General features: G+C 71.8%; 20 protein-coding genes and 1 pseudogene. 9 read left to right on the top strand and 12 right to left on the bottom strand.

Going from position 1 to position 24,453, the window contains the following annotated elements:
* Positions 1–180: 180 nt before the first annotated feature.
* On the top strand, positions 181–969 hold the full coding sequence (locus ASG95_RS08405) for a tyrosine-protein phosphatase (protein ID WP_157581844.1): 789 nt from the start codon (positions 181–183) through the stop codon (positions 967–969).
* Positions 970–1,019: 50 nt separating this feature from the next.
* On the opposite strand, the gene ASG95_RS08400 is transcribed toward ASG95_RS08405, so the two are convergent.
* The 3 genes from ASG95_RS08400 to ASG95_RS08390 all read right to left on the bottom strand — a co-directional run bounded on the left by ASG95_RS08400 (position 1,020) and on the right by ASG95_RS08390 (position 4,337).
* On the bottom strand, positions 1,020–1,490 hold the full coding sequence (locus ASG95_RS08400) for a hotdog fold domain-containing protein (RefSeq protein ID WP_056923523.1): 471 nt from the start codon (positions 1,488–1,490) through the stop codon (positions 1,020–1,022).
* 43 nt (positions 1,491–1,533) lie between these two features.
* Positions 1,534–3,369, bottom strand: coding sequence for a translation elongation factor 4 (gene lepA / locus ASG95_RS08395; protein WP_056923524.1), 1,836 nt, complete (start codon positions 3,367–3,369; stop codon positions 1,534–1,536).
* Between the two features lie 77 nt (positions 3,370–3,446).
* The gene (locus tag ASG95_RS08390) at positions 3,447–4,337 is read right to left on the bottom strand and encodes a S41 family peptidase (RefSeq protein WP_057377175.1); all 891 of its coding nucleotides are present in this window, start codon (positions 4,335–4,337) and stop codon (positions 3,447–3,449) included.
* Between the two features lie 56 nt (positions 4,338–4,393).
* Between ASG95_RS08390 and ASG95_RS08385 the strand changes: the two genes are divergently transcribed.
* Positions 4,394–4,918 carry a helix-turn-helix domain-containing protein gene (locus ASG95_RS08385; protein WP_057377174.1) on the top strand — a complete coding sequence of 175 codons (525 nt, stop codon included), beginning with the start codon at positions 4,394–4,396 and terminating at the stop codon, positions 4,916–4,918.
* A 16-nt stretch (positions 4,919–4,934) separates the two neighbouring features.
* Here the strand turns inward: ASG95_RS08385 and ASG95_RS08380 are convergent, their stop codons facing one another.
* A complete protein-coding gene (locus tag ASG95_RS08380) occupies positions 4,935–6,176 on the bottom strand; it encodes an MFS transporter (protein WP_369820366.1) in 1,242 nt (413 codons plus the stop codon).
* Positions 6,177–6,303: 127 nt separating this feature from the next.
* Here ASG95_RS08380 and ASG95_RS08375 point away from each other — a divergent pair, with 127 nt between their 5' ends.
* The 4 genes and pseudogenes from ASG95_RS08375 to ASG95_RS08360 all read left to right on the top strand — a co-directional run bounded on the left by ASG95_RS08375 (position 6,304) and on the right by ASG95_RS08360 (position 10,549).
* A complete protein-coding gene (locus ASG95_RS08375) occupies positions 6,304–7,173 on the top strand; it encodes a M48 family metallopeptidase (RefSeq protein ID WP_082592439.1) in 870 nt (289 codons plus the stop codon).
* Positions 7,174–7,317: 144 nt separating this feature from the next.
* Entirely contained in the window at positions 7,318–7,788 is a 471-nt protein-coding gene (locus tag ASG95_RS08370) for a type II toxin-antitoxin system PemK/MazF family toxin (protein ID WP_057377173.1), read from the top strand.
* Between the two features lie 61 nt (positions 7,789–7,849).
* Positions 7,850–9,404 (top strand): annotated as a pseudogene (locus ASG95_RS22360) (HNH endonuclease signature motif containing protein); the annotation flags it as partial.
* 623 nt (positions 9,405–10,027) lie between these two features.
* On the top strand, positions 10,028–10,549 hold the full coding sequence (locus tag ASG95_RS08360; protein WP_057378816.1) for a type II toxin-antitoxin system PemK/MazF family toxin: 522 nt from the start codon (positions 10,028–10,030) through the stop codon (positions 10,547–10,549).
* Between the two features lie 95 nt (positions 10,550–10,644).
* On the opposite strand, the gene rpsT is transcribed toward ASG95_RS08360, so the two are convergent.
* From rpsT to ASG95_RS08335, 5 genes are all read right to left on the bottom strand, one after another.
* Positions 10,645–10,905, bottom strand: coding sequence for a 30S ribosomal protein S20 (gene rpsT / locus ASG95_RS08355; RefSeq protein WP_056923530.1), 261 nt, complete (start codon positions 10,903–10,905; stop codon positions 10,645–10,647).
* Between the two features lie 187 nt (positions 10,906–11,092).
* Positions 11,093–12,067 carry a DNA polymerase III subunit delta gene (gene holA / locus ASG95_RS08350; protein ID WP_056923531.1) on the bottom strand — a complete coding sequence of 325 codons (975 nt, stop codon included), beginning with the start codon at positions 12,065–12,067 and terminating at the stop codon, positions 11,093–11,095.
* A 40-nt stretch (positions 12,068–12,107) separates the two neighbouring features.
* A complete protein-coding gene (locus ASG95_RS08345; RefSeq protein ID WP_056923532.1) occupies positions 12,108–12,584 on the bottom strand; it encodes an XdhC family protein in 477 nt (158 codons plus the stop codon).
* Between the two features lie 53 nt (positions 12,585–12,637).
* Positions 12,638–14,899 (bottom strand): ATP-dependent DNA helicase, encoded by a 2,262-nt coding sequence (locus ASG95_RS08340; protein ID WP_057377171.1) that lies wholly within the window; start codon positions 14,897–14,899, stop codon positions 12,638–12,640.
* A gap of 73 nt (positions 14,900–14,972) precedes the next feature.
* Positions 14,973–15,233, bottom strand: coding sequence for a hypothetical protein (locus ASG95_RS08335; protein ID WP_057377170.1), 261 nt, complete (start codon positions 15,231–15,233; stop codon positions 14,973–14,975).
* A gap of 155 nt (positions 15,234–15,388) precedes the next feature.
* Between ASG95_RS08335 and ASG95_RS08330 the strand changes: the two genes are divergently transcribed.
* The 3 genes from ASG95_RS08330 to ASG95_RS08320 are packed head-to-tail and all read left to right on the top strand — an operon-like array spanning position 15,389 to position 21,644.
* A complete protein-coding gene (locus ASG95_RS08330) occupies positions 15,389–18,253 on the top strand; it encodes a helix-turn-helix transcriptional regulator (RefSeq protein WP_057377169.1) in 2,865 nt (954 codons plus the stop codon).
* 26 nt (positions 18,254–18,279) lie between these two features.
* Positions 18,280–20,892: an RNA helicase gene (locus ASG95_RS08325; RefSeq protein WP_057377168.1), complete on the top strand. Its 2,613-nt coding sequence runs from the start codon at positions 18,280–18,282 to the stop codon at positions 20,890–20,892.
* Between the two features lie 20 nt (positions 20,893–20,912).
* A complete protein-coding gene (locus ASG95_RS08320; RefSeq protein ID WP_057377167.1) occupies positions 20,913–21,644 on the top strand; it encodes a class I SAM-dependent methyltransferase in 732 nt (243 codons plus the stop codon).
* 6 nt (positions 21,645–21,650) lie between these two features.
* Here ASG95_RS08320 and ASG95_RS08315 read toward each other — a convergent pair whose 3' ends face one another.
* Genes ASG95_RS08315 through hflX form a run of 3 tightly spaced genes read right to left on the bottom strand, consistent with a single transcriptional unit; the run spans position 21,651 to position 24,437 of the window.
* Positions 21,651–22,481, bottom strand: coding sequence for an NAD(P)H-binding protein (locus tag ASG95_RS08315; protein WP_057377166.1), 831 nt, complete (start codon positions 22,479–22,481; stop codon positions 21,651–21,653).
* Positions 22,478–22,972: a GNAT family N-acetyltransferase gene (locus ASG95_RS08310; RefSeq protein ID WP_057377165.1), complete on the bottom strand. Its 495-nt coding sequence runs from the start codon at positions 22,970–22,972 to the stop codon at positions 22,478–22,480. Before ASG95_RS08310 ends, ASG95_RS08315 begins: the two co-directional genes overlap by 4 nt.
* A gap of 13 nt (positions 22,973–22,985) precedes the next feature.
* Positions 22,986–24,437, bottom strand: coding sequence for a GTPase HflX (gene hflX / locus ASG95_RS08305; RefSeq protein ID WP_056923540.1), 1,452 nt, complete (start codon positions 24,435–24,437; stop codon positions 22,986–22,988).
* Positions 24,438–24,453 lie beyond the last annotated feature (16 nt).

Raw genomic sequence — 24,453 nt, 5'->3', positions numbered from 1 at the left:
CCTCGGGAAATTCTCACCAAACCCCTTGTGGGGATGGGGTTGCTCGACTAGAAATACGCCTACGCACTCGCTTCGGCGAGAGCGGCGATCAGGACCTCGGTCTTGATCGGAGGGCCTCGGAAACTCATACTTTCCGAGGCCCTCACCTATTGTTCGACCTCCCCACGTAGGGTCGAGGCCGTGACCACTCCCCGCTGGATCGAGCTCGACGGCGTCGTCAACATGCGCGACGTGGGCGGCCTGCCGACGACCGACGGCGGCGTCGTGGCCACCGGCCGGCTGCTCCGCTCCGACAACCTCCAGGACCTCAGCGCGGCGGACGTCGAGGCGCTCGAGCAGCTGGGGGTCACCGACGTCGTCGACCTGCGCAGCAATGCGGAGCTGACGCTGGAGGGCCCGGGCCCCCTGCGGGCCCGGGACCTGACCCACCACCACCACTCGCTGTTCCGCGACGACGTCCGCGCGGTCACGGCGCAGGAGGCGTTGGTGCTGCCGTGGTCGACGAAGGACCAGGAGAAGGCCGACGCCCAGCCCCGGCTCGACGACGACTACTGGGCCAGCCACTACCTCGGCTACCTCGCCCACCGGCCCGACTCGGTGAGCGCCGCCCTGGCGGTGGTCGCGCGCAGCACGGGGGCGACGATCGTGCACTGCGCCGCCGGGAAGGACCGCACCGGGACCGTGGTCGGGCTCGCCCTCTCGGTGGCCGGCGTGAGCGATGACGACGTCGTCGCCGACTACGTCGCGACCGGCGAGCGGATCGAGCGGGTGATCGCCCGGCTGCTGGCCCGCCCCGCGTACGGCGAGGCGCTCCGCGACCAGCCGGTCGACCACCACCGCCCCCAGCCACAGACCATGCGACGGATCCTCGAGGTGCTGGCCGAGCGGCACGGCGGCGCGGCCGGGTGGCTCCGTGCCCAGGGGTGGTCCGACGAGGACGTCGAGGCCCTCCGGGCCAGCCTGCGCTAGCGGGCCGGCCGGCCGGCATACCGGCACCTGGGCGGTCGGCCAGCCGGGACTCAGCGCGCGGGCTTGTCCGTCACCCAGAGGCGAATGGTGCCCTGCACGACGACGGTGCCGTCCTCACGGGTTCCCTTGACCCGCACCGGGATCTCGACGTCGCCCGGACGCGCCCAGTCGCCCGGGTCGGTCTCGGCCACGCAGGTGATGTCACTCGTCGCCTTGGCGGTGTACTCGACCTCCATGCCCTTCGGGATCCACCGACGGGTGCTCGGGATGGTCGCCTCCGCCAGCGCGCCCATGGCCGCCTCGAGCCCGTTGCAGATCGCGATGACGTGGACCGTGCCGAGGTGGTTCTGCACCCGGTGACGCTTCTTGATGGTCAGCTCGGCGCGGTTGGGGCCGAGCTCGACGAACCGCGGACGAGCGGTGCGGAAGTACGGCGCCGCCTGCTCGAAGACCAGCGAGAACAGCCGCTTGCCCTGCGGGTATGCCGTGAGGCGCCGGTAGAGCGCGTAGGTGTCGACCATGGGACAGACATTACCCGCCGGTAACCTCGCCGGGGCGGGTCCCCTACTTCTTGGTCACCGCGTCGTTCGACAGCGCGGCGATGAAGGCCTCCGGCGGCACCTCGACGCTGCCGATGTTCTTCATCCGCTTCTTGCCGGCCTTCTGCTTCTCGAGCAGCTTGCGCTTGCGGCTGATGTCACCGCCGTAGCACTTGGCCAGGACGTCCTTGCGGATCGCGCGGATGTTCTCGCGGGCGATGATCCGCGAGCCGATGGCGGCCTGGATCGGCACCTCGAACTGCTGGCGCGGGATGAGCTCCTTGAGCTTGCCGGCCATCATCACGCCGTAGGCATAGGCCTTGTCCTTGTGGACGATCGAGCTGAACGCGTCGACGGTCTCGCCCTGCAGCATGATGTCGACCTTGACGAGGTCCGCCACCTGGTCGCCGTCGGGCTCGTAGTCGAGCGAGGCGTAGCCCCGCGTGCGCGACTTGAGCTGGTCGAAGAAGTCGAAGACGATCTCGGCGAGCGGCAGCGTGTAGCGCATCTCGACGCGCTCCTCCGACAGGTAGTCCATGCCGCGCAGCGTGCCGCGCTTCTGCTGGCAGAGCTCCATGATCGCGCCGATGAACTCGCTCGGCGCGAGCACCGTGGCCCGCACGACGGGCTCGGTCACCGAGCTGACCTTGCCGTAGGGGAACTCGCTCGGGTTGGTGACCGTGAGCACCTTGCCGTCGTCCATGGTGACGTCGTAGACCACGTTGGGCAGCGTGGAGATGAGGTCGAGGTCGAACTCGCGCTCGAGCCGCTCGCGGACGATCTCGAGGTGCAGCATGCCGAGGAACCCGATGCGGAAACCGAAGCCCAGCGCCGCCGAGGTCTCCGGCTCGTAGACCAGGGCCGCGTCGTTGAGCTTGAGCTTGTCGAGCGCGTCGCGCAGGTCGGGGTAGTCGGACCCGTCGATCGGGTAGAGCCCGGAGAAGACCATCGGCTTGGGGTCGCGGTAGCCGCCCAGCGCTTCCTTGGCGGGCTTGGCGGCGTTGGTGACGGTGTCGCCGACCTTGGACTGGCGCACGTCCTTCACGCCGGTGATGAGGTAGCCCACCTCGCCGACACCGAGGCCCTTGGCCGGCGTGGGCTCGGGCGAGCTGACGCCGATCTCGAGCAGCTCGTGCGTCGCGCGGGTCGACATCATCGCGATCTTCTCGCGCGGGTTGAGGTTGCCGTCGATGACGCGGACGTAGGTGACCACCCCGCGGTACGTGTCGTAGACCGAGTCGAAGATCATCGCGCGGGCGGGCGCGTCGGCGTCGCCGGTCGGCGGAGGCAGCTGCGTGACGATCTCGTTGAGCAGCGGCTCGACGCCGACGCCGGTCTTGCCCGAGACCCGCAGGCAGTCCTCGGGCTCGCAGCCGATCAGGCCCGCCAGCTCTTCCGCGAACTTCTCCGGCTGCGCGGCGGGCAGGTCGATCTTGTTGAGCACGGGGATGATCGCGAGGTCGTTCTCCATGGCGAGGTAGAGGTTCGCCAGGGTCTGCGCCTCGATCCCCTGCGCCGCGTCGACGAGCAGCACCGCGCCCTCGCAGGCGGCCAGCGACCGCGACACCTCGTAGGTGAAGTCGACGTGGCCGGGGGTGTCGATCATGTTGAGCGCGTAGGTCGTGCCGTCCAGCTCCCACGGCATGCGGACGGCCTGGCTCTTGATCGTGATGCCGCGCTCGCGCTCGATGTCCATCTTGTCGAGGTACTGGGCGCGCATGTCACGACCGTCGACGACACCGGTGATCTGGAGCATGCGGTCGGCCAGCGTCGACTTGCCGTGGTCGATGTGGGCGATGATGCAGAAGTTCCGGATCAGGTCCGGCGGCGTTGCGTGCGGCTGCAGCGCGGTGCGGGCCATCGGGGACACGGGTGCTTCAAACCTCACGGGCGTCGGGGAAGAACGGAACGGCCCATCCTCCCATGCGACCGGGGGTGTCAGTGACGCAGCATGACGAGCGCCGTGTCGAGGGAGTCGTCCGCCGGGACCTCGACATCCGGCTGTATGCCGCGTCCCTCCCAGTTCTCGCCGGTGAACAGGCTCACCGACCGCGCGACGGGCAGGGTCAGCTCGAGCTGCGGGTGGACGGCCAGCCCGATCCTCGGGTGCGCCCCGCCCCTGGTGGGCTGGCCGACGATCGTGGCCCGCCGCTGCTCCTGCAGGTCGAAGGCGAGCCCCTCGCCACCGGAGAAGGTGTCCGGGCCGACCAGCACGACCACCGGCTTGTCCGGGCCGAACCACCGACCGGGGACCACGGCCGACGTCCAGAACTGGCGGGTGCCCTCCTCCCGCGACTCGATGTCGCTCAGCCGCACCGGTTCGGGTCCGAAGAGGTGGCTGAGCAGCAGGACCACGCCGTCGGGGCTCCCGCCGCGACAGCCCCGCGCGTCCAGGACCAGGGCGTCCGCGTCGGCGACCAGCGACATCGCGGCGGTCATGGCCTCGCCGGCCACGCCGGGGTGCCCGATGACGGGACCGATCTCCACCAGCGCGATGTTGTCGTCGAGCCGCTCGACCCGACGCATGCCGCCGGCCGTGCGGCGGGCCTGGTCGGCCCAGAACGCCTCCAGCTCGGCCTCGTCCTGCTCCCCGACCGCGCCCTCCTCGTGGAACAGCAGCCGCAGGTGCAGGTCGTTCCCGGCAGCGTGGAGGTCGGCCGTGACCAGCTCGGCCAGGCCCTCGGGGCCGGGGCACGCGGCATACCGGCCGGCCTCGAGGTGGGACCGCAGGGTGGCGGCGATGGCGATGCCTCGCTCCGGGAAGACGTAGCGGTCCTCGACCGCCCTGGCCGCGGCAGTGACGGTGGTGGTGAGCTCGTGGGGGTCCATGGCTCCAGCGTGCGGTCCCGGTTGACAAAGCGTCAAAATCCCTTGACGCTTTCGGGGTGGACCGACCCGACTCCCCCGTCGACGCACCCGCCGAGGTGCTCCAGACCACGGACCCCCGGCAGCTCAAGGCGCTGGCGCACCCGCTGCGCAACCGGATCCTGTTCGCGCTCGGGCCGGACGGGTCGACGGTCAGCCAGCTCGCCAAGACGCTGTCGACCAACAAGGGCAACGTGGCCCACCACCTGGCCGTGCTCGAGGGCGCCGAGCTGGTGCGACGGGGCGCTCGACGGCAGGTGCGCGGCGGCACCGAGCAGTACTTCGTGCGGGCGGCCCGGCGGTTGCGGACCCCCGGTGGGAGCCGAGCCGGCCACACGGCCGCCCTCCTCCAGGCGGTCGCCGAGGAGATCGTCGCCTCCCCCACCGACTCGCTGCTCACGCTCCGCCGGATCCGGCTGACCCGGGCCCAGGCGGCAGCGCTGTCTCAGCACCTGGAGCGCCTCGTCGAGGAGCTCCCGGAGGCCGGCTCGCGCGAGCCGGACCAGGGTGTGCTGGTGAGCGTCTTCCGAGCCAGTCCCCGCTGAGACGGGCCGGGCCCGCTTAGGCGGGCTGGGTCTGCGGGGTGCGGCGCGTCGAGCGCTGCAGCAGCGCCGACCAGACCGCGATGCCGATCCCCGCGACGGCGAGGACGCCGCCGACCCGGGAGGGCCACTCGTAGCCGAGCCCGGCGGAGAGCACGATCGACCCGAGCCAGGCGCCGAGGGCGTTGGCGATGTTGAGGGTCGAGTGGTTCAGCGCGGCTGCGAGCGCCTGCCCCTCGTGGGCCACGTCCATGAGCCTGGTCTGGAGCATCGGGACGAGCACGCTCGGCAGGAGGCCCAGCAGGAAGACCGCCGCGAGGGCGGTGGCCATCGACGCCTTCACCGCCGGGCCGAACAGGAAGAGCATCACCGCGATCGTGACCAGCGACGCGTTGATGGCGCGCAGCAGCCCGATCCGCGACACCGGACCGGAGAGGAGGGCACCGACCGTCATGCCCACGCCGTACAGCGCGAGGATCAGCGGGATGGTGGCCCGGCCGAACCCGCCGAGCTCGGTCATGGTGGGCGAGATGTAGGAGAACGTAGCGAACATCCCGCCGAAGCCGACCGTGCCGATGCCCAGCGCCAGCCAGACCTGCGGGCGCTTGAGCGCCGACAGCTCGGAGGCCATGCTCACGCCGCCGTCGGGTGGGCAGTAGGGGACCCAACGCCACACGGCCAGGACGGTGAGCAGCGCGATCACGCCCACCGCGGCATACGGCCACTGCCACCCGTAGCTCTGGCCGATCCGGGTCGTGACGGGCACGCCGACGATGTTGGCGACCGTCAGGCCGGTGATCATCATCGAGACCGCCCAGGTGCGCCGGTGCGCCGGCACCAACGACGCCGCCACGAGGCTGCCGACGCCGAAGTAGGCACCGTGCGGCAGACCCGACAGGAAGCGCGCGACCATCAGCAGCCCGTAGCTGGTGGCGAAGGCGGAGAGCACGTTGGCCACGGCGAAGGCACCCATCAGCCACAGCAGCAGGCGCTTGCGCGGCATCCTTGAGCCGAGCGTGGCGAGCACCGGGGCCCCGACGACGACCCCTGCCGCATAGGCGGAGACCACGTGACCGGCGGTCGGGATGTCGATGCCGACCCCCTCCGCCACTTCGGGCAGCAGGCCCATCGTCACGAACTCGGTGGTGCCGATCGCGAACCCGCCGACGGCCAGGGCCAGCAGGGCGAGGTTGACGTGCGCCGGGCGGATGGCGGCGTCGGCGCCGAGCTCGCTGGACGGGTCGGCGATGGCGTCGGTCACGGCAGTGCAACGACAACGGGTCGGCGGGTCATTCCTCCATGGTGCGCTCAGCGTGGCGGGCTGAGTGCGGATCGCCCAGCCGTCGAGACATAGCATCGGAGCCGACCGCCGACCGCACGAGGGGACCATGTCCGAACCCATCCAGTACGCCTCGCCGCCCATGGAGGCTCCCGCCCACCGTAAGCAGATGCGGTCGCACCTGCGGCACCCCCTGGAGAACCTCTGCCTCGTGGTGGTGATCCTCGGGTCCCTCCTCGTCTGGGCGATCTCGACCTACGAGGTCGTGTCGGCGATCATCGACCGCCGGCAGCCCGACCCGTATGCGGTGTTCTTCCTGGCCGCGCCGGTGATCATCTACTTCATCCGTGGCCAGCTCTATGCCGGGCTGCGGCTGTCCGGGGTGAAGATCTCCCCGACGCAGTACCCCGAGGCGCACCAGATGCTGCTCGACGCGTGCGCCCACTACGGCCTGCCGAAGGTGCCGGACGCCTACGTGGTGCTCGGCAACGGCAGGATCAACGCGGCGGCGTCGGGACATGGCTTCCGGCGGTTCATCTTCGTCTACAGCGACCTGTTCGAGATCGGCGGACAGGCCCGCAACCCCGACGCGCTGCGGTTCATCCTCGGTCACGAGGTCGGCCACATCGCCGCCGGCCACACCAGCTACTGGCGGATCCTGGCGATCAGCGGGTCCCAGTGGATCCCGTTCGTCGGCTCGACGCTGAGCCGCAGCCAGGAGTACACCGCCGACAACTTCGGCTACTCCCTCGTGCCCCACGGCAGCGCCGGGGCGATGTCGACGCTCGCGGCCGGCAAGTACCTCAACCGGACCGTCGACGTGAACGCGCTGGCCGACCGGGCCACCACCGAGAAGGGCTTCTTCGTCTGGGTCGTCAACGCCCTCGCCTCGCACCCCGTGCTGGTCTGGCGCTCCCACGCGCTGCGTGACCGTCGTCGTCCCGGCCGCCTGCTGTGGCGGCCGAAGCACCGCCCGTGACGCCGGAGCTCCCACCAGCGGTCCATGGCTACACCTTCGTGGCGATGGCGGCGATGGTGGCGATGGTGCCGAGCCGCCGCGACTGGCGGTAGGACTCGGGCGAACCCACCTGGGCGTCCGCACCTCGCCACTAGCGTGGCCCTCATGGGGGACACGACGCGTTCGCCGGTCGCGCAGGACAGCTGGGTGCGGCGGCTCGCCAGGTGGCTGACCGGGGCCTATCCGGGTGACTTCAACGGCGTGCCCGAGATGGAGTACTCCCCCGTCGCCGACGGGCGGCCCGACCCCGGCGAGGTGGTCTGGACCTGGGTGCCGTTCGAGGACGACCACCGCAAGGGCAAGGACCGTCCGGTACTGCTCATCGGCCGCGATGGCCGGTGGCTGCTCGGGGTCATGCTGACCACCAAGCTGCGGGCTGGCACCGACCCTCGGCGACGGACACCGTCCGACCGGGTCCCCGTCGGGGTCGGCGCATGGGATCGGCAGCGGCGACCCAGTGAGGTGCGGGTCGACCGCATCATCCGGGTCAAGCCCAGCCGCATCCGGCGCGAGGGCGCGGCGATCGACGCGGTGCGCTTCGCCGCCGTGGCCGAAGGCGTGCGCCGCAACGCCTGAGGTCACCGGGCTCCGGCCCACGTGCCTGGCGCTGTCAGACCCCGGACGTAGACTCGAACACATGTTCGATGCAGCCGTCGTCGCCGAGCCGCTCCGCGAGGAGCTGGCTCGGCTACGGGCGGACGGCCGGCGCCGATCGGTGCCCGAGCTGGTCGCCCTTGCGGAGCAGTGCCAGTCGTTCGCGAACCAGGTTGCTGCGCTGCAGGTGCTCGCCATGGCCCACCTGGCTGCGATCGAGGACGTCGAGCTCGAGGACGGCACGGTGGTCGAGCAGCACCGCGGGCTGGGGCACCAGCGACTGGACGCGCCCGCCCTGGTCAGCGACCAGCTCGGCCTCAGCGACGCGGCCGCCACGAGTCGGATGACTGTCGCAGTGGAGGTCGTCACCCGAGCGCCCTTCCTTCTCGAGGCGATGGCCTCCGGTCGGCTGGATGCCTACCGCGTCGGGATCGTCTGCGAGGAGCTGCGCGAGGCCAGCCCGGAGGTGTGCCGAGAGGTCGGCGCGAGGCTCGAGGGCTCGCTGGGCACGGAGCCGCCCGCGATGCTGCGTCGCCGGGTGCGACGCGTGCTCGGTGCTGTCGACGCCGACCTGGTGCGGGCCAAGGCCGCGCGGGCACGGGCCGCGCGGAGCCTGCGTCGGTGGCCCGGCGACGAACCCGGAGTCGACACGTGGATGGGCAGCTTTCCGGTGGAGCAGGCCCGCAGCGGGTGGGCGGTCATCGACGGCTTGGCACGACAGTACGTCCGCGATGGCCGCGCGAGCGGCGTCGACGAGGCACGGGCCGACGCGTTGATGGACCTGATCCACTCCCGGGCAACGGGCACGTTCGTGGTCCAGCTCGCCGTGCCCGCTGACCGACTCGCATCGGAGGCACCGAGCACGCCAGCCGACGGTGGCTCCGCCGATGCTGCTGCGCGGGCGTCAGGCGCGGTGGCGAGGCTGGCTGGACGCGCGTCGGGTTCGGTCGCGGAGCTGGCTGGGCAGTCGGACGGCCTCGTGACCGTCGCCGGGCTCGGGATGCCGGGCGACACCCACGTCCGTCGTGAGTGGCTGGAGCACGTCGTCGCGACGGAGCCAGCCAATGGCCCTGACTCGACCAGCTCCAGTGACCCCCCTGAGGGCAGTAGCGCGACCCAGGGCACCCGCCGAGGCGTGGTGGCCTGCCACGCTGACACCGGTGCGCTGCTCGCCGTGGACCGCACCACCGCTTCCGGGCGGCCCGGTACGACGGAGTCACCGGCCTACCGACCACCTCCGACGCTGGTCGAGCTGGTCAAGGCACGGGATGGTAGGTGCCGGTTCCCGGGATGCACGGTCAGTGCGGTGTTCTGCGACCTCGACCACGTGCGGCCGTGGCCATCGGGACCGACCGAGGCGGGCAATCTCATCTGCCTGTGCCGCCGGCACCACCGGATCAAGCAGACCGTCCGATGGCGGGTGCGCATCGAGCCTGATGCCACCGTCACCTGGACCGACCCGGCCGGGATGACGCGCACCACCCTGCCCATCGACTTCCTCCAGCTCGAACGCGATGCGCCGCACGACGCCGAGCCCATGCGCGACGGGCACGGGCACGACAAGCACGGGCACGACAAGGACAGGCACGACAAGGACGNCAGGCACGACAAGGACAGGCACGACAAGGACAGGCACGACAAGGACAGGCACGACAAGGACAGCCGCGACGAGCACGGGCACGACAAGCACAGGCACGACAAGGACAGGCACGACAAGGACAGGCTGGGAGCGCCAGTCCATGGGTCGCGCTCGCCCGAGCAGAGCGCAGCGGAGACGAGGCGCGGCGGGTCACCGCCGGCCGACTCACCCCCGGTCGACGAGGTCGGCGCCCACTGGTCGGCGTGGGAGGACGAGCTCGCGCACCACCTGGCCCGGGCCGAACGCGACCGACGCCGAACGGGTCGGCCCAGGTTTCGGGTGAGCCGGCTCCTGCATCGTTGTCGGGAGCACCACCGGAGGGGCGACCGGAGCGGCTCAGCGAGAGCGGGTCCCGAGGAGCCACCTCCGTTCTGACTCCGTCGCCTCAGTCGTGAGCGAGTCGGCTCAGTCGTGAGCGAGACGATTCCCACCAGGCGACAAGAGCCGGACGACGCCCACCACGACGCCGCCCACCACGACGCCGCCCACCACGACGCCGCCCACCACGACGCCGCCCACCAAGACGACCCTCACCAAGACGACTCCCCTCCACAGCCATGGGTCCCGGCTAGCGTGGTGGGCATGGCTTCCCTGCGTTCGCGACTGACCCAGCTCTGGCGACGAGGGGCCACGACGGTTCCGGGTCCGGCTGCGCCACCGCGGACCACGCCGCAGAGCGGCCCACTCGAGCAGGTTCGGTCGACGTACCCGGGCGACTTCACGGGGATCCCTGACCTGACCTACGCCCCGCAGCCTGACGGGCAGCCCGATCCCGGCGAGATCGTGTGGACCTGGGTGCCGTACGAGGAGGACCACCGCCAGGGCAAGGACCGACCGGTCCTCCTCGTGGGACGTGACGGTCGGTGGTTGCTGGCCCTGATGCTGACCAGCAAGGACCACGACCGCGACCACGCGCAGGAGGCCCGGCACGGTCGGCACTGGCAGGACATCGGGACCGGCGCGTGGGACGGGAAGGGCCGCCCCAGCGAGGTGCGGGTGGACCGGATCCTGCGGGTGGACCCGGCAGCGGTACGACGGGAGGGAGCGGTGCTCGACCGCGAGCGGTTCGACGAGGTGGCCGCGGCGGTCCGTGCGGCGACCTGAGGCTGGTCCCTGCGGGTGACCTGAGCCATGGGGGAACGCGAAGGGCCGGCCACCCAGTGGGTGACCGGCCCTTGCTGCCGTGGAGGCGACTCGCGTCAGAGCGAGGCGGCCTTCTTCGCCATGGCCGACTTCTTGTTGGCGGCCTGGTTGGCGTGGATGACGCCCTTGCCAGCGGCCTTGTCGAGCTTCTTGCTGGCGGTCGCGAGGGCATCCTTCGCCGCCGCTGCGTCGCCGGCGTCGACGGCCTTCTGGAACTTGCGGATCCAGGTCTTGAGCTCGCTCTTGACGGCCTTGTTGCGCTCGGTCGCCGTGCGGTTCGTCTTGATCCGCTTGAGCTGGGACTTGATGTTTGCCACAGGTGTGTCTCTCTTGGTTGGTCGGTGGTTGCCGTTAGAGGGCGGCAGAAGCCTCTCGGGACCAGGCGTGGGGCACCTGTGGTTGAGTGGCTCTGGATGAAGCTGCATGCGCGCACGACCATGCGCGCACGCGACGGGTAAATCTACCAGCGAGGGGGCCACTCCCCCAAAACGTCACCGACTGACGTCATCGACCGGTGCGGGCCCGGGTGATCGTGAGCACGGCTCGCTCGACCGCATAGACCGGGTCGCGGCCACCGCCCTTGACCTCGAAGTCGGCGTGGGCGACCGCCTGGATCGCCTCGGCCAGACCCTCGGGGCCCCATCCGGACAGACCGCGTCGGGCCTTGTCGACCTGCCACGGCGCCATGCCCAGGTCGCGGGCCACCTCGGCCGACCGACCACGCCCGGCCGCCCCGACCTTGACCAGCTGGCGCAGCTGTTGGGCGAGCACCGCCACGATGGGCACCGGGTCGACCCCGGTGGCGATGGCGTGCCGCAACAGGCGCAACGCCTCGCCAGCGCTACCGGCCACCGCCGCGTCGGCCACCTTGAAGCCCGTCGCCTCGACCTTGCCCCCGTGGTACCTGGCCACGAGCTCCTCGTCGATCGTGCCGGTCGTGTCGGCGACGAGCTGCTGGCAGGCGGCGGCGAGCTCGCGCACGTCCTTGCCGACGGCTTCGATGAGGGCGCGCACGGCGTCGGGGGTGGCTCGACGACCCGCCGCGCGGAACTCGTGGGTGGCGAAGTCGGTCTTGTCGCGGTCGGACTTGATGGCCGGGGCCTCGAGGACCCTGGCCTGCGACTTCTTGAGGGTGTCCAGCACCTTCTTGCCACGCTGGCCCGACTTGTGGGTGACGACCAGGGTGACGTCGGGCTCGGGCGCGGCGAGGAAGGCCAGCAGGTCTTCCTGCAGCTCGTCGGGCGCCTCGTCGAGGTCGGCGACGACGATGCACTTCGCGCCGCCGAACAGCGACGGGCTCGCGTGCATGCCCAGCGCGCCGGCCTCGTAGGTCTCCGCGAAGAGCCGGATCACCTCGACCTCGGGGTCGACGGCGCGGAGGTCGTCGAGCGTGGCTCCGAGCGCGCGGTCGGCGATGACGGCCTCGGGCCCCGAGATCAGGACGAGGGGCGGGACGGTGCGCGTCGCGGTGGCGGTCACGGGGCACAGCCTCCCATGACGGACCGACAGGTCGGCTCGGTCACCCGCCGGGGCAGTAGGCGTCGCCGGCGGGCAGGTCCGGGTGGATCGGTCCCTGGCGGTCGCCCACCGACCCGGCGGCGGTCCGGCCGGCCCGGACGGCGATGACCTCGGCCAGGATCGCCACCGCGATCTCGCCCGGTGCGTTGGCACCGATGTCGAGCCCGATGGGCGCGTGCACGGTCGCGAGCGCCTCCTCGGCCACGCCGTTCTCCAACAGCCATTCGCGGCGACGTTCCTGGGTGCGGCGCGACCCCATCCCGCCGATGTATGCCGTGCCGGCCTCCAGGCCTGCCCGGATCGCCGGACCGTCCACCCCGTCGTGGTGGCTGGTCACCACGAGGGCGTCGACGCCTCCGGGGACACCGGGGTCGTCCGTCGAGGACGTCACCGACCAGCCCAGCGGTGCCGCCAGCGTGAGGAGGGCCTCGGCCACCGGCCCGTCACCGACGACGTGGAGCCTGCACGTGTCCGTCATCGCGCCAGTATCACCCACCAGCCCGGCTGGCACGGGAGTCACTGGGCCGGCAGCTACTCGAAGGCCAGCGTGGCCGCCCCGGTCGCCTCGAGGCCGAGCCCCTTGAGCCGGGCCGCGACCACATCAGCAGGCAGCTCGAGGCTCTCCGCCAGCTCGTCCACCGACAAGCCGAGCTCCACGCCGTCGCGCAGCTCCTCGTCGGACTCCGCCGTCCAGGCATGACCGGCCGTGACCGCGGTCCGCGCCGACTCGGCGGGCGGCGGTGCGTCAGCCACCGGCCGCGGGTGCTCGGCGGCGGCATCCTCACCAGTCCCACCCATCGTGGTGCCGACCAGGGCACCGGTGATCCCCCGCAGCGCCGGCTCGTGCACCTCCATCGGCGGTGCCGCGGTCTCGTCGAGACGCTTGAGGGCGGCGAGCACCCGCTCGCGGTCGGTGGTCGGCCAGAAGGGAGGCAGCGAGCGCTGGAGGAACCCGGCATACCTCGCGGTCATCATGCGGGAGTCGAGGAAGGCGACCACGCCCCGGTCGTCGGCCCGGCGGATCAGCCGCCCCGCGCCCTGGGACAGCCGCAGCGCGGCGTGGGTGGCGGAGACGGCCATGAAGCCGTTCCCGCCCATCCGGGCGATGGCCTGCGAGCGTGCCGACGACAGCGGGTCGTCGGGTCGTGGGAAGGGGATCCGGTCGATGATGACCAGCTGGCACGCCGAGCCCGGCACGTCCACGCCCTGCCACAGGGTGAGGGTGCCGAAGAGGCACGTGCGCGGGTCGCGGGCGAACTGGCGCACCAGCGTCGTGATCTGGTCCTCGCCCTGGCAGAGGAAACCGATGTCGCCGTCGAACCGCTCGCGCATCGCCTCGGTGGCCTCCTTGGCCGCCCGCATGGAGGAGAACAGCCCGAGGGTGCGTCCGCCCGCCGCCCGCACGAGCGCCTCGATCTCGTCGAGGGTCTGCTCGCTGAGGCCGTCGCGGCCGGGCGCCGGCAGGTGCTGGGCGACGTAGGCGATGGCCTGTTGGGGGTAGTCGAACGGGCTGCCCACGTCGAGGCCACGCCACTGCGGGGCTCCTTCGCCACGCAGCCCCATCGTCCCCGCCACCGCGTCGAACGTGCCGCCGAGCTCGAGGGTCGCCGACGTCATGACGACCGTGCGGTCACCGAAGACCTTGTCCCGCAACAACATCGCAACGCTCATGGGCGCTACCCGCAGCACCGAGCCGCGTCGCTGGTCGCGGCTGACCCAGACGACGTCGAGGTCGCGCTGCTCGAGGACCCGGGAGGAGTTCTCGAACATCTCGTCGATCGCGGCCTGGGCCACCTTGCGGGTCCCGTCGGGCTCGACACCCTTCTCGGGCTTGAGCTCCGACTGCACCTGTCGCGTCGTGTCCCTCACCCGAGCGAGGGCCAGGGACAGCGCGTCGGGTATGCCGTTGAGCTTGCCCTCGGGGAGCTCGTCCAGGACGCCCTGGAGGAAGACCGAGGCGTCGTCCACGGCGTCGGTGGACTCGGCGATGCGGGCCGCCCGCTTGGCCGCCGCCGCGACCATCGAGGGGGTGATCTCGTCGGTGATGGTGGAGGTCACCCGGTCGACCAGCTCGTGCGCCTCGTCGACCACGAGCAGGTCGTGCTCGGGCAGCATCTGCCGGCCCTCGAACGAGTCGATCGCCATGAACGAGTGGTTGGTGACGATGACGTCGCAGTCCTTGGCGGCCTCACGGGACCGCTCCACGAAGCAGTCTGCGAACGCCGGGCACTTGCTCCCCATGCACTCGTGGGCGCTGACGGACACCTGGCGCCAGGCCCGTTCGCTCACGCCGGGCACCAGCTCGTCGCGGTCGCCCGACTCGGTGGTCTCGGCCCACTCCCGCAGGCGGACGACCTCCTGGCCGAGCCGGGACGCCGCCCGGTCGACCTCGCCGACCTCGAACAGCCCGTCCTCGTCGTCGGGGAAGCCACCCTCGAGCTTGTGGGCGCACAGGTAGTTGCGCCGCCCCTTGACCAGCCCGTAGGTCGGGCGCTTCCCGAGGAGCGGGGCGATGGACTCGGCCAGCCGGGGCATGTCGCGGTCGACGATCTGGGCCTGCAGGGCCAAGGTGGCGGTCGCCACGACTGCCGGCTTGCCGGTCTTCTGGGCGTGCATGACGGCTGGGATCAGGTAGGCCAGCGACTTGCCGGTGCCAGTGCCGGCCTGCACCAGCAGGTGCTCGTCGGCAGCCACGGCGTCCTCGACCGCGTGGGCCATCTCGACCTGGCCCGGTCGCTCGACTCCCCCGACTCCCTGGACGGCAGCGTGCAACAGGTCGTCGAGTGAAGCCATTGGGTCAGCGTATGCCGTGGCTCGGGTGGGTGGGTCGACCGTCCCCACCCGAGCCACGGCCCGCCGCGTGATCTCACCTCTCGTGCACCCAACGGGGTGCCGGGACACCGTTCCCCGTCAGGTTGTCGCACGCGACGAACTGGGTCCCCACGCGCTCCGGCGGGCAGAAGTGGGTGGCGGTGGTCGGTGGCGCCGGGGTGTCGATCTGGCCGGGGTCCTGCCGGGCCGCCGCGGGCGACGCGCTGACGGCGACGACGAGGGTGGCAGCGGCGACGACGCCCCAGGCGCGCCGGGTCGAGGTGATGGTGCGGTGCTGGTGCTGGTGTGCGTTCACGGTGTGCTCCTGGTGCTTCGAGAGGTGATCCCTGCTGACTCCTCCACGGTCCGGCGGGAGGCACCTGAGCCACATCGGGAGGACCCCCTGAGAAGCAGCCCCCAACCCCCTCAAATGAGGTGCGTCGAGACCGGTCGTGAGGCCACACTGGGGCCGTGGGACCGTCGGACATCCCCTCGGGGGACGTCTTCGTCGGCAGGGTGGACGAGGTGGGCGAGCTGAGCGCCGCCCTGGCCTCAGCGCGCGCCGGCACCGGTCGGGCGGTGCTGATCACGGGCGACGCAGGCGTCGGCAAGACCCGCCTCGCCCAGCACGCCGCGTCGCGGGCCGAGGACGTCCTCGTGCTCACCGGCACCTGTCTGCCGCTCGCCACCCTCAACGTCCCCCTCCTGCCCCTGCGCATGGTGGTGCGGAGATCCCTCGGCACCGACCCCGCGGAGGAGTTCGACGGCTGGTTGGCCGAACGCTGCGCGGAGCGTCCTGTGGCGCTGGTGGTGGACGACCTCCAGTGGGCCGACCAGGCGACCCTCGACGTGCTCATGTGGGTGGTCGCCGGGCTCCCCGCACGCCGGCTCGCCCTCCTCATGACCGTGCGGCGCGGCGAGGTCGGCCCGGGCCACCCGTTGGCCCGCTGGTTGTCGGACGTGCGCCGGTTGCCGGGCTTCACCGAGCTCGCCCTGGGTCCCCTCGACCCCGAGGAGACTCGGGCGCAGCTCCGGGGGCTCCTCGGCGACGAGCCGCACGACACACTCGTCCGTGAGGTGCACGACCGCACCGGTGGCAATGCGTACCTCAACGAGCTGCTCGTGACCGGTCTGCCCCCGACCGCGACGTGCCTGGACGAAGGCCTGCTCCCCGACACCCTCGTCTCGGCCGTGCTGCGGCCCTGGCACCAGCTCTCGCCACCAGCACGCGAGCTGTCGCGCGTCGTCGCCGTCGGGGGCAGGGTCGCGCGCGGCCAGGCGCTCGAGGACGCGATTCGGCTGGCCGGCGTCGACGAACCGGGGCCACTGCTGCGGGAGTGCGTCGACGCGGGCCTGCTCGAGGCCGTCGACGGTGACGGCTACTGGTTCCACCACCCGCTGCAGGCGGAGGCACTCGAGGCGAGTCTGTCGCACCCCGAGCGCCAGCGGCTCCACGCCAGCTACGCGCAAGCCCTGCAGAGCCGCCTGTCCCCCACCGGGCCAGACCTCGATTCCCTGGTGCTGGTGGCGGACCACCTCCATCGCGCCGACGACGCGGAGGCTGCCTACACCTGGGCCTGTCGTGCCGCGGCCGCCGCCGAGGACGGGCAGGCCTGGGCGAGCCTGGTCAGGATGCTGCGCCGGATGATCGAGGTCCGGTCGCTGGTTCAGCAACCGTCCGAGACACCGACGGACCTCTGGTCGCGGCTGCGCGTCGCTGCGGAGCGCGACGGCGACCTCGACACCGAGCTCGACGCGACCGAGGCGCTGCTGGACGACGGCGACCTGGGCCCGCTGGACGAGGCCGAGCTCGTGGTCCGCCGCCAGCACCTGCGCTTCATGAAGGGTCTCGGCTTCTTCGACCGTGGCGAGCTCGCGCGGGCGACGCAGCTGTCAGCCGCCGAGCCTGGTTCGTGGCAGCACGCCTTCGCCTTGGCCGAGTCGGCGCACGCGGGGCTCTGGGCCGACGACCCCGACGCTCCGGCGCTGGCCGCAGAGGCGCTCACCCGGGCCAGGACGGCCGGTCACCCCCGTGCGCTGGCCTACGCGTTGGCAGCCAACGCCATGCACGCCGTCTACCTCAGCCACGTGGCCGACGCCGAGACCTGGGCGGCGGAGGCCGTGGCGTGCGCCGCGCGGTCCGGCGACGGCTTCGCGTTCGGCCACGCGGCAATGTGGGAAGCGAACTCCGTCGGCGGCAACGCCGACCCTCGCTGGACGGCGCGCGTGGCAGGCCGCCGGCAGCAGCTCATCGAGCTGGGGCTGCCGCACCCGTACATCGCGTGGCTGGCGACGGGCGAGGCCCAGGGCCAGCTCCAGCGCGGCGAGTGGCGCACCTGCCAGAGCCTGCTGCGTTACGCGCTCGGTCGCACCCCTGGGGCCCTCGTCGACGTCGCCGCCCGCCTCCGCGCTGCACAGCTGGCCGCCTTCCAGGGTCGGGTGCGCGAGGCCGAGGGACATCTGGCCCGTGCCGACGAGCTGTTCGGCGAGACCTCAACCTTCCTTCCGTTCGAGTTCGACGCGACCCGCGCCATGGTCCGGATAGCGGCGGGCGACGCGAGGGGGTGCGTCACCGCCGCTCTCGTCGGGACCTCGAACCCCGGCGTGCCACCCACCCAGTGCGAGTGGCTCATGCCGCTGGCGGCCCGTGGCCTCGCCGACCTGGCCGAGGACTGCCGCGACGCGCTCGAGGACCCCCAGCCGGTGCTGGACGAGCTCGACGAGCTCGAGCGCCGGTTCCCGCATCCGATCGCCGACGCCGGCGGGGACGAGTTCTACGACCGGGAGCTGGCTGCCTTCGACGCCCTGTACGCCGCGGAACGCGCCCGGGCCCGCCTCGACCCCGACCGTGCCGACGCCTGGGTGCGGGCCGCCGAGTCCCTGCGCGACCTCCTGCCCTGGGAGGAGTGCTACGCCTCCTGGCGGCTGGCCGAAGCGCTCTTCGACCAGGGAACGACCCATCGAACCGAGGCCGTTGCCGCACTGCGCCGGGCCCACCGGCTCGGCAGGCAGCTGGCGGCACAGCCCGTCCTCGACCAGGTCACCGCACTGGCCCGGACGGCAAGGGTCCCCGTCGCGGACCCCGTCCTGCCGTCCGTGGTGTCGGGGGCGACGGCGGCGGGCACCGACCGCGTCGGGGACGCCGCTCACCTGACCGGCCGTGAACGTGAGGTGCTCGCCCACATCGTGGCCGGGCGCACCTACGGCGAGATCGCCCGCGAGCTCGTGCTCAGCGAGAAGACGGTCAGCTCGCACGTCAGCCACCTCCTGACCAAGACGGGCACCGCCAACCGGATCGACCTCGCGCGCTGGGCGACCCGTCGGGCTCACCAGTAGCCCTGAGGATGGGAGGATGGCCGGCGATGCCTTCCGCCCCGCCGCTGACCCTCGACGCCCTGCTGCCCGAGGGGGCCGGGCCCGACGAGGTGTATGCCGCATTCGAGGGCTGGGCGCGTGACCAGGGCACCCCCCTGTACCCCCACCAGGAGGAGGCGCTGATCTCGCTCCTGGCCGGCGAGAACGTCGTCCTCTCGACCCCGACCGGCTCGGGCAAGTCGCTGGTCGCCACCGGCGCCCACCTCGCGGCGCTGGCCACCGACCGGGTCAGCTTCTACACCGCCCCGATCAAGGCCCTCGTGAGCGAGAAGTTCTTTGCGCTGTGCGAGATCTTCGGGGCGTCCGAGGTCGGGATGCTCACCGGCGACGCCTCGGTGAACCCCGACGCCCCGATCATCTGCTGCACGGCCGAGATCCTGGCCAACATCGCCTTGCGCGAGGGCCCGGACGCCGACGTCGGCCTGGTCATCATGGACGAGTTCCACTTCTACGCCGAGCCCGACCGAGGCTGGGCCTGGCAGGTCCCGCTGCTCGAGCTCCCGCAGGCGCAGTTCATCCTCATGTCCGCGACGCTCGGCGACCTCACCGAGCTCTCGGAGGACCTGAGCCGGCGCACCGGTCGCGGCACCGCCCTCGTGACGGGCACCGAGCGGCCGGTGCCGCTCAGCTTCAGCTGGGTCCTCACGCCTCTCCCGGAGACGATCGAGGAGCTGCTCACGACCCGCCAGTCACCGGTCTACGTCGTGCACTTCACCCAGCAGGCAGCTCTGGAGCAGGCCCAGGCCCTGCTGTCCCTCAAGGGCACCGTCAAGGCCGACCGGGCCGCGATCGCCGAGCGGATCGGCGGGTTCCGGTTCACCGCCGGCTTCGGGCGCACCCTGTCCACCCTGGTCCGCTCGGGCATCGGGGTGCACCACGCGGGGATGCTCCCGCGCTACCGCAGGCTGGTCGAGCAGCTCGCCCAGGACGGCCTGCTCAAGGTCATCTGCGGCACCGACACCCTGGGCGTCGGCATCAACGTGCCGATCCGCACCGTGCTGTTCACCGGGCTGGTGAAGTTCGACGGCTCACGTCAGCGGATCCTCAAGGCACGGGAGTTCCACCAGATCGCGGGTCGGGCCGGCCGGGCCGGCTTCGACACCAGCGGGTCGGTCGTGGTGCAGGCACCTGAGCACGTCATCGACAACGCCCGCGCGATCGCCAAGGCCGGCGACGACCCGAAGAAGCTCAAGAAGGTCCAGCGCCGCAAGCCCGCCGACGGCGAGGTCTCCTGGACCGAGCAGACCTACGACAAGCTGGTCGCGGCCGACCCGGAGCCGCTGGTCTCGCGGATGCGGGTGGACCACTCGATGATCCTCAACGTGGTGCAACGGCCCGGCGACCCGGTGCGCGCGCTGAGCCACCTCCTGCGCGACAACCACGAGACCCCGCGCAACCAGGCGCGGCTGTCGCGTCGGGCCATCACCCTCGGCAAGAGCATGCTGGACACCGGTGTCCTGCAACGGATCTCACCGCCCGCGCCGAACGGCCGGACCATCGAGGTCCGGGGTGGGTTGCAGGACGACTTCGCCCTCAACCAACCACTCGCCCCCCTCGCCCTCGCGGCCTTCGACGTCCTCGACCCCGAGTCGCCCACCCACGCCCTCGACGTCGTGTCGGTCATCGAGGCCATCCTCGACGACCCCCGCCAGGTCCTGATGGCCCAGCAGTTCAAGGCCAAGGGCGAGGCCGTCGCCGAGATGAAGGCCGACGGCGTGGAGTACGACGAGCGGATGGCCCTGCTCGAGGAGGTCACCTGGCCGCGGCCCCTGGCCGACCTGCTCGAGGCGACCTTCGAGATCTTCCGGCAGAGCCACCCCTGGGTGTCCGAGTCCGCCCTCTCCCCCAAGTCCGTCGTCCGTGACATGTACGAGCGGGCGATGACGTTCACCGAGTTCGTCTCCGCCTACCAGCTGGCCCGGTCGGAGGGCCTCGTCCTGCGCTACCTGACCGACGCCTACCGGACCTTGCGCCAGACGGTGCCGGCCGCTCACCGCAGCGAGCAGTTCGACGACCTCTTCGAGTGGCTCGGCGAGACCGTGCGCCAGACCGACTCCTCCCTGCTCGACGAGTGGGAGGCGCTGTCCGACCCCGACGCCAACGAGCGCCTCGAGGAGCTGGAGGGCCTGCACGAGCACGGGGGCACCCGCCCGGCCCGCCCGATCACGGCCAACGAGCGGGCCTTCCGCGTCATGGTGCGCAACGCGATGTTCCGGAGGGTGGAGCTGGCCGCCCGGGACCGGTTCGGCGACCTGGCCCAGCTCGACGCCGCGAACGCGGCCCTTCCCGAGCCCCCGCGTGCGGTCCTCGTCGACGAGGCAGCCTGGGACGAGGCCCTCGGCGCCTACTACGCAGACCACGACAGCATCGCCACCGACTCCGATGCCCGCGGCCCGCAGCTGCTCGCGGTGAGCGCCGTCAACGGCCCTCCGCCCGGCGCCACCGAGCCTGACCGCGACCACCGCCTCTGGGAAGTGCGCCAGACCCTGCACGACCCCGACGGCGACCACGACTGGGTGATCGAGGCAGTGGTCGACCTCGACGCCTCCGACGAGGCGGGCGAGCCGGTGGTGCTGACCACGGGGATGCGCCGCCTCTGACGACGTGCCACGGTCGGACCATGCACCAGGACGAGATCTGGGACGAGACCGCCGCCGCGGAGTACGACACCCCGGGCGAGGGCATGTTCGCCCCCGACGTGCTGGGGCCCATCGTCGACCTGCTCGCCGAGCTGGCCGAGGACGGTGCTGCCCTGGAGCTGGCCGCCGGCACCGGCCGGGTCAGCATCCCCCTGTCCGAGCGCGGGGTGCCGGTCAGCGGGATCGAGCTATCGCGGCCGATGCTCGACCGGCTGCGCGAGAAGGCACCGCACCTGCCCGTCGTCGAGGGCGACATGACGACGACGCGGGTGCCCGGCGAGTTCTCCCTGGTGTTCCTCGTGTTCAACACGATCTCCAACATCCTGGAGCAGTCCGGCCAGGTCGAGTGCTTCCGCAACGCGGCGCGTCACCTGCGTCCCGGAGGCCGGTTCGTCATCGAGCTCTGGGTGCCGCAGCTGCGCTCCCTCCCACCGGGGTCACCGGCTGCCGTGTTCGCCAGCGAGGACGGCTACGTCGGTCTCGACACCTACGACGTGCTGCACCAGCAGGTGGTCTCACACCACTTCCGGTTCGGACGGGGGCGGGAGGCCTCGCACGGGGTCAGCCCGCACCGCTACGTCTGGCCGGCCGAGCTCGACCTGATGGCCCAGCTCGCCGGCTTCACGCTCGAGGGCAGGTACGCGGACTGGGACCGCTCCCCGTTCACCGCGGACTCGCCGTCGCACGTGTCGGTCTACCGGCTGCCCGGCTGAGCCGGCTCAGTCCTCGGTGAGCAGGTCACGCAGGCTGGCGGCCGGCCGACCGGTGAGCCGCGGCACGGCGTCCGAGACAGCGGCGACCTCCCCCGCGGCGATGGCGGTGTAGGTGGACACCCACGCGTCGACCTGCCAGTCGGGCGCACCGTAGGACGCCCGTGAGGCGTACGCCTCCGCCAGCGTCTCGTCGAGGAAGCGCGTGGGGGTGCCGGTCACCTCCGTGATGACCGCCGCCGCCTCGGCCAGCGTGAGGGCCTCGGGTCCGGTGAGGTCGTATGCCGCGCCGGCGTGCGCGGGGGGATCGGCCAGCACCACGGCGGCCACCGCCGCGACGTCGGCGCGGGCCACGGCAGCCACCCGTCCATCACCGGCGGGACCGCGGATCACGCCGTCCTGGGCCATCAGCGGCAGGAAGTCGGCGTAGAAGCTGTCGCGCAGGAACGTGAAGCCCAGCCCCGCCTCGCGGATCGCCTGCTCGGTGGCCCAGTGGTCCCGACCCAGGGTGAAGGTGCAGTCGGGGGCAGCGCCCTGGAACGAGGTGTAGACGATGTGCCGCACCCCGGCCCGCGCCGCAGCTGCGACGAAGGACCGGTGCTGCTCGAGGCGATCGGCCGCCTCGGACGCCGAGACCATGAGCAGCGTGTCGACCCCGGCCAGCGCGCGGGCAGCACCCTCGGGGTCGGCGAAGTCGCACGGCCGCACCTCGTCGCGCGGACCGGCGGTGACCTTCGACGGGGTCCTCGCCAGCAGCACCAAGGGCTGACCGGTGTCGGGGAGCAGCTCGCGGACCCGACGTCCCACGTGGCCGGTCACACCGGTGAGTCCGATCGTCATGGCTCGAGCGTAGACAGCGGCTCGGGCTGCTGCGCGGTCAGGTCAAGGGTCATGAAGACGCTGAACTCGTCGTCGAGGTACGGACCGAACGGCCCGCACGTCGTGAAGCCGTACGCGGCATACATCGTGCGCGCGGGGGCGAGCTCGGCCGGTGAGCCGGTCTCGAGGCTCAGCCGGGCGTAGCCGCGCCGGCGCGCCTCGGTCACCACGTGGTCGAGGAGCGCGGCGGCGACCCCGCGCCGGCGATGGGCCGCTGCGGTACGCATCGACTTGAGCTCCCCGTGGGAAGGGTCGAGCTCCCGCAGCGCGGCGCAGCCGAGCACCTCGGCGCCGTCCCAGAGGCTCCAGAAGGTCAGGTCGGGCGTCCGCAGGCGGTCGAGGTCGAGGGCGTGCACGCTGTCGGGCGGTGAGTAGCGCCGCATGTCCGCCAGGTGCTCCGTGAGGAGGGCGGCAACCTGCGGCGTCTCGAGCCCGCCGAGCCGGATCTCCACCGGGTCGGGCAGGCTAGGCGGCAAAGGCCGCGAGCTCACCGGCCAGGTCGGCGTGCACCCGGGCCTTCACCAGCGTGCCAGTGCCGGTGTGCTCGCTGGAGAGCACCTCGGCCTCCTGGTGCAACCGGCTGACGAGGTCGCCACGGTCGTAGGGCACCAGCACCTCGACGTCGATGGTGGGACGCGGCAGCTCCTCGGCGATCAGGGTCCGCAGCTCCTCGATCCCGGCGCCGGTGCGGGCCGAGACCACGATCGAGTGCTTCTCGTGCCGCTGGATCCGGTCGAGCACCTCGGGGTCCGCGGCATCGGCCTTGTTGACGACGATGACCTCGCGCACCGAGGCGGCGTCGACATCGGCGAGCACGGCCCGCACGGCGCTGATCTGGCCCTCGGGGTCGGGGTGCGAACCGTCGACGACGTGCAGCAGCAGGTCGGCGTCGCCCACCTCCTCCAGGGTCGAGCGGAAGGCCTCGACCAGCTGGGTCGGGAGCTGGCGCACGAACCCGACGGTGTCGGCCAGCGTGTAGAGGCGGCCGTCCTCGGTCTCGGCACGGCGCACGGTGGGGTCCAGGGTGGCGAACAGCTGGTTCTCGACGAGCACGCCGGCGCCGGTGAGCCGGTTGAGCAGCGACGACTTGCCGGCGTTGGTGTAGCCGGCGATCGCGACGCTCGGCACCTCGTTGGCCTTGCGGGAGAGCCGACGGGTGTCCCGGCTCGTCTTCATCTCCTTGATCTCGCGGCGGAGCTTGGCCATCCGGGTGTTGATCCGCCGACGGTCCAGCTCGATCTTGGTCTCACCCGGACCACGCGAGCCCATTCCCTGGCCACCTGCGGCTTGGCCACCGGCCTGCCGGGACATCGACTCACCCCAGCCACGAAGGCGCGGCAGGAGGTACTGGAGCTGGGCCAGCTCGACCTGCGCCTTGCCCTCCTTGGACTTCGCGTGCTGGGCGAAGATGTCGAGGATCAGGGCGGTGCGGTCGATCACCTTGACCTTGACGACGTCCTCGAGCGCGCGGCGCTGGCTGGGCGTGAGCTCGGTGTCGCAGATGACGGTGTCGGCGCCCTCCGCGATGACGATGTCGCGCAGCTCGACCGCCTTGCCGGACCCCAGGTAGGTGCCCGTGTCGGGCTTGGCCCGGCGCTGGACCAGGCCGGCGAGCACGGTGGAGCCCGCGGTCTCGGCCAGGGCGGCGAGCTCGCGCATGGAGTTGTCGGCGTCCTCGGCCGTGCCCTCGGTCCAGACCGCGGCGAGCACCACGCGCTCGAGGCGCAGCTGGCGGTACTCGACCTCGGTGATGTCCTCGAGCTCGGTGGACAACCCCGCGACCCGGCGCAGGGCAGCGCGGTCCTCGCGGTCGTACTGGTCGCCGTCGTAGCCGGCCCCGTCGCGGGGGAGGAACTCGTCCTCGCTCGCCAAGGCGGTGGCCTTCAGGTCAAAGATGTCTGATCGCTTCAGTGTCATGTCCCCTCAAGAATCT

The sequence above is a fragment of the Phycicoccus sp. Soil803 genome (assembly GCF_001429685.1).
In the GTDB taxonomy this organism is placed as follows: Bacteria; Actinomycetota; Actinomycetes; order Actinomycetales; family Dermatophilaceae; genus Pedococcus.
Note: the sequence above shows the minus strand (reverse complement) of the source record. Positions and strands in the feature narration are given on the sequence as shown.

Bases quoted from the DNA above. Each gene is read 5' to 3' on its own strand.
- lepA (WP_056923524.1), bottom strand. From the start codon at position 3,369: ATGGCCCGCACCGCGCTGCAGCCGCACGCAACGCCGCCGGACCTGATC.
- ASG95_RS08375 (WP_082592439.1), top strand. From the start codon at position 6,304: ATGTCCGAACCCATCCAGTACGCCTCGCCGCCCATGGAGGCTCCCGCC.
- ASG95_RS08320 (WP_057377167.1), top strand. From the start codon at position 20,913: ATGCACCAGGACGAGATCTGGGACGAGACCGCCGCCGCGGAGTACGAC.
- hflX (WP_056923540.1), bottom strand. From the start codon at position 24,437: ATGACACTGAAGCGATCAGACATCTTTGACCTGAAGGCCACCGCCTTG.
- ASG95_RS08370 (WP_057377173.1), top strand. From the start codon at position 7,318: ATGGGGGACACGACGCGTTCGCCGGTCGCGCAGGACAGCTGGGTGCGG.
- ASG95_RS08345 (WP_056923532.1), bottom strand. From the start codon at position 12,584: ATGACGGACACGTGCAGGCTCCACGTCGTCGGTGACGGGCCGGTGGCC.
- ASG95_RS08390 (WP_057377175.1), bottom strand. From the start codon at position 4,337: ATGGACCCCCACGAGCTCACCACCACCGTCACTGCCGCGGCCAGGGCG.
- ASG95_RS08360 (WP_057378816.1), top strand. From the start codon at position 10,028: ATGGCTTCCCTGCGTTCGCGACTGACCCAGCTCTGGCGACGAGGGGCC.
- ASG95_RS08340 (WP_057377171.1), bottom strand. From the start codon at position 14,899: ATGGCTTCACTCGACGACCTGTTGCACGCTGCCGTCCAGGGAGTCGGG.
- ASG95_RS08325 (WP_057377168.1), top strand. From the start codon at position 18,280: ATGCCTTCCGCCCCGCCGCTGACCCTCGACGCCCTGCTGCCCGAGGGG.
- ASG95_RS08315 (WP_057377166.1), bottom strand. From the start codon at position 22,481: ATGACGATCGGACTCACCGGTGTGACCGGCCACGTGGGACGTCGGGTC.
- ASG95_RS08400 (WP_056923523.1), bottom strand. From the start codon at position 1,490: ATGGTCGACACCTACGCGCTCTACCGGCGCCTCACGGCATACCCGCAG.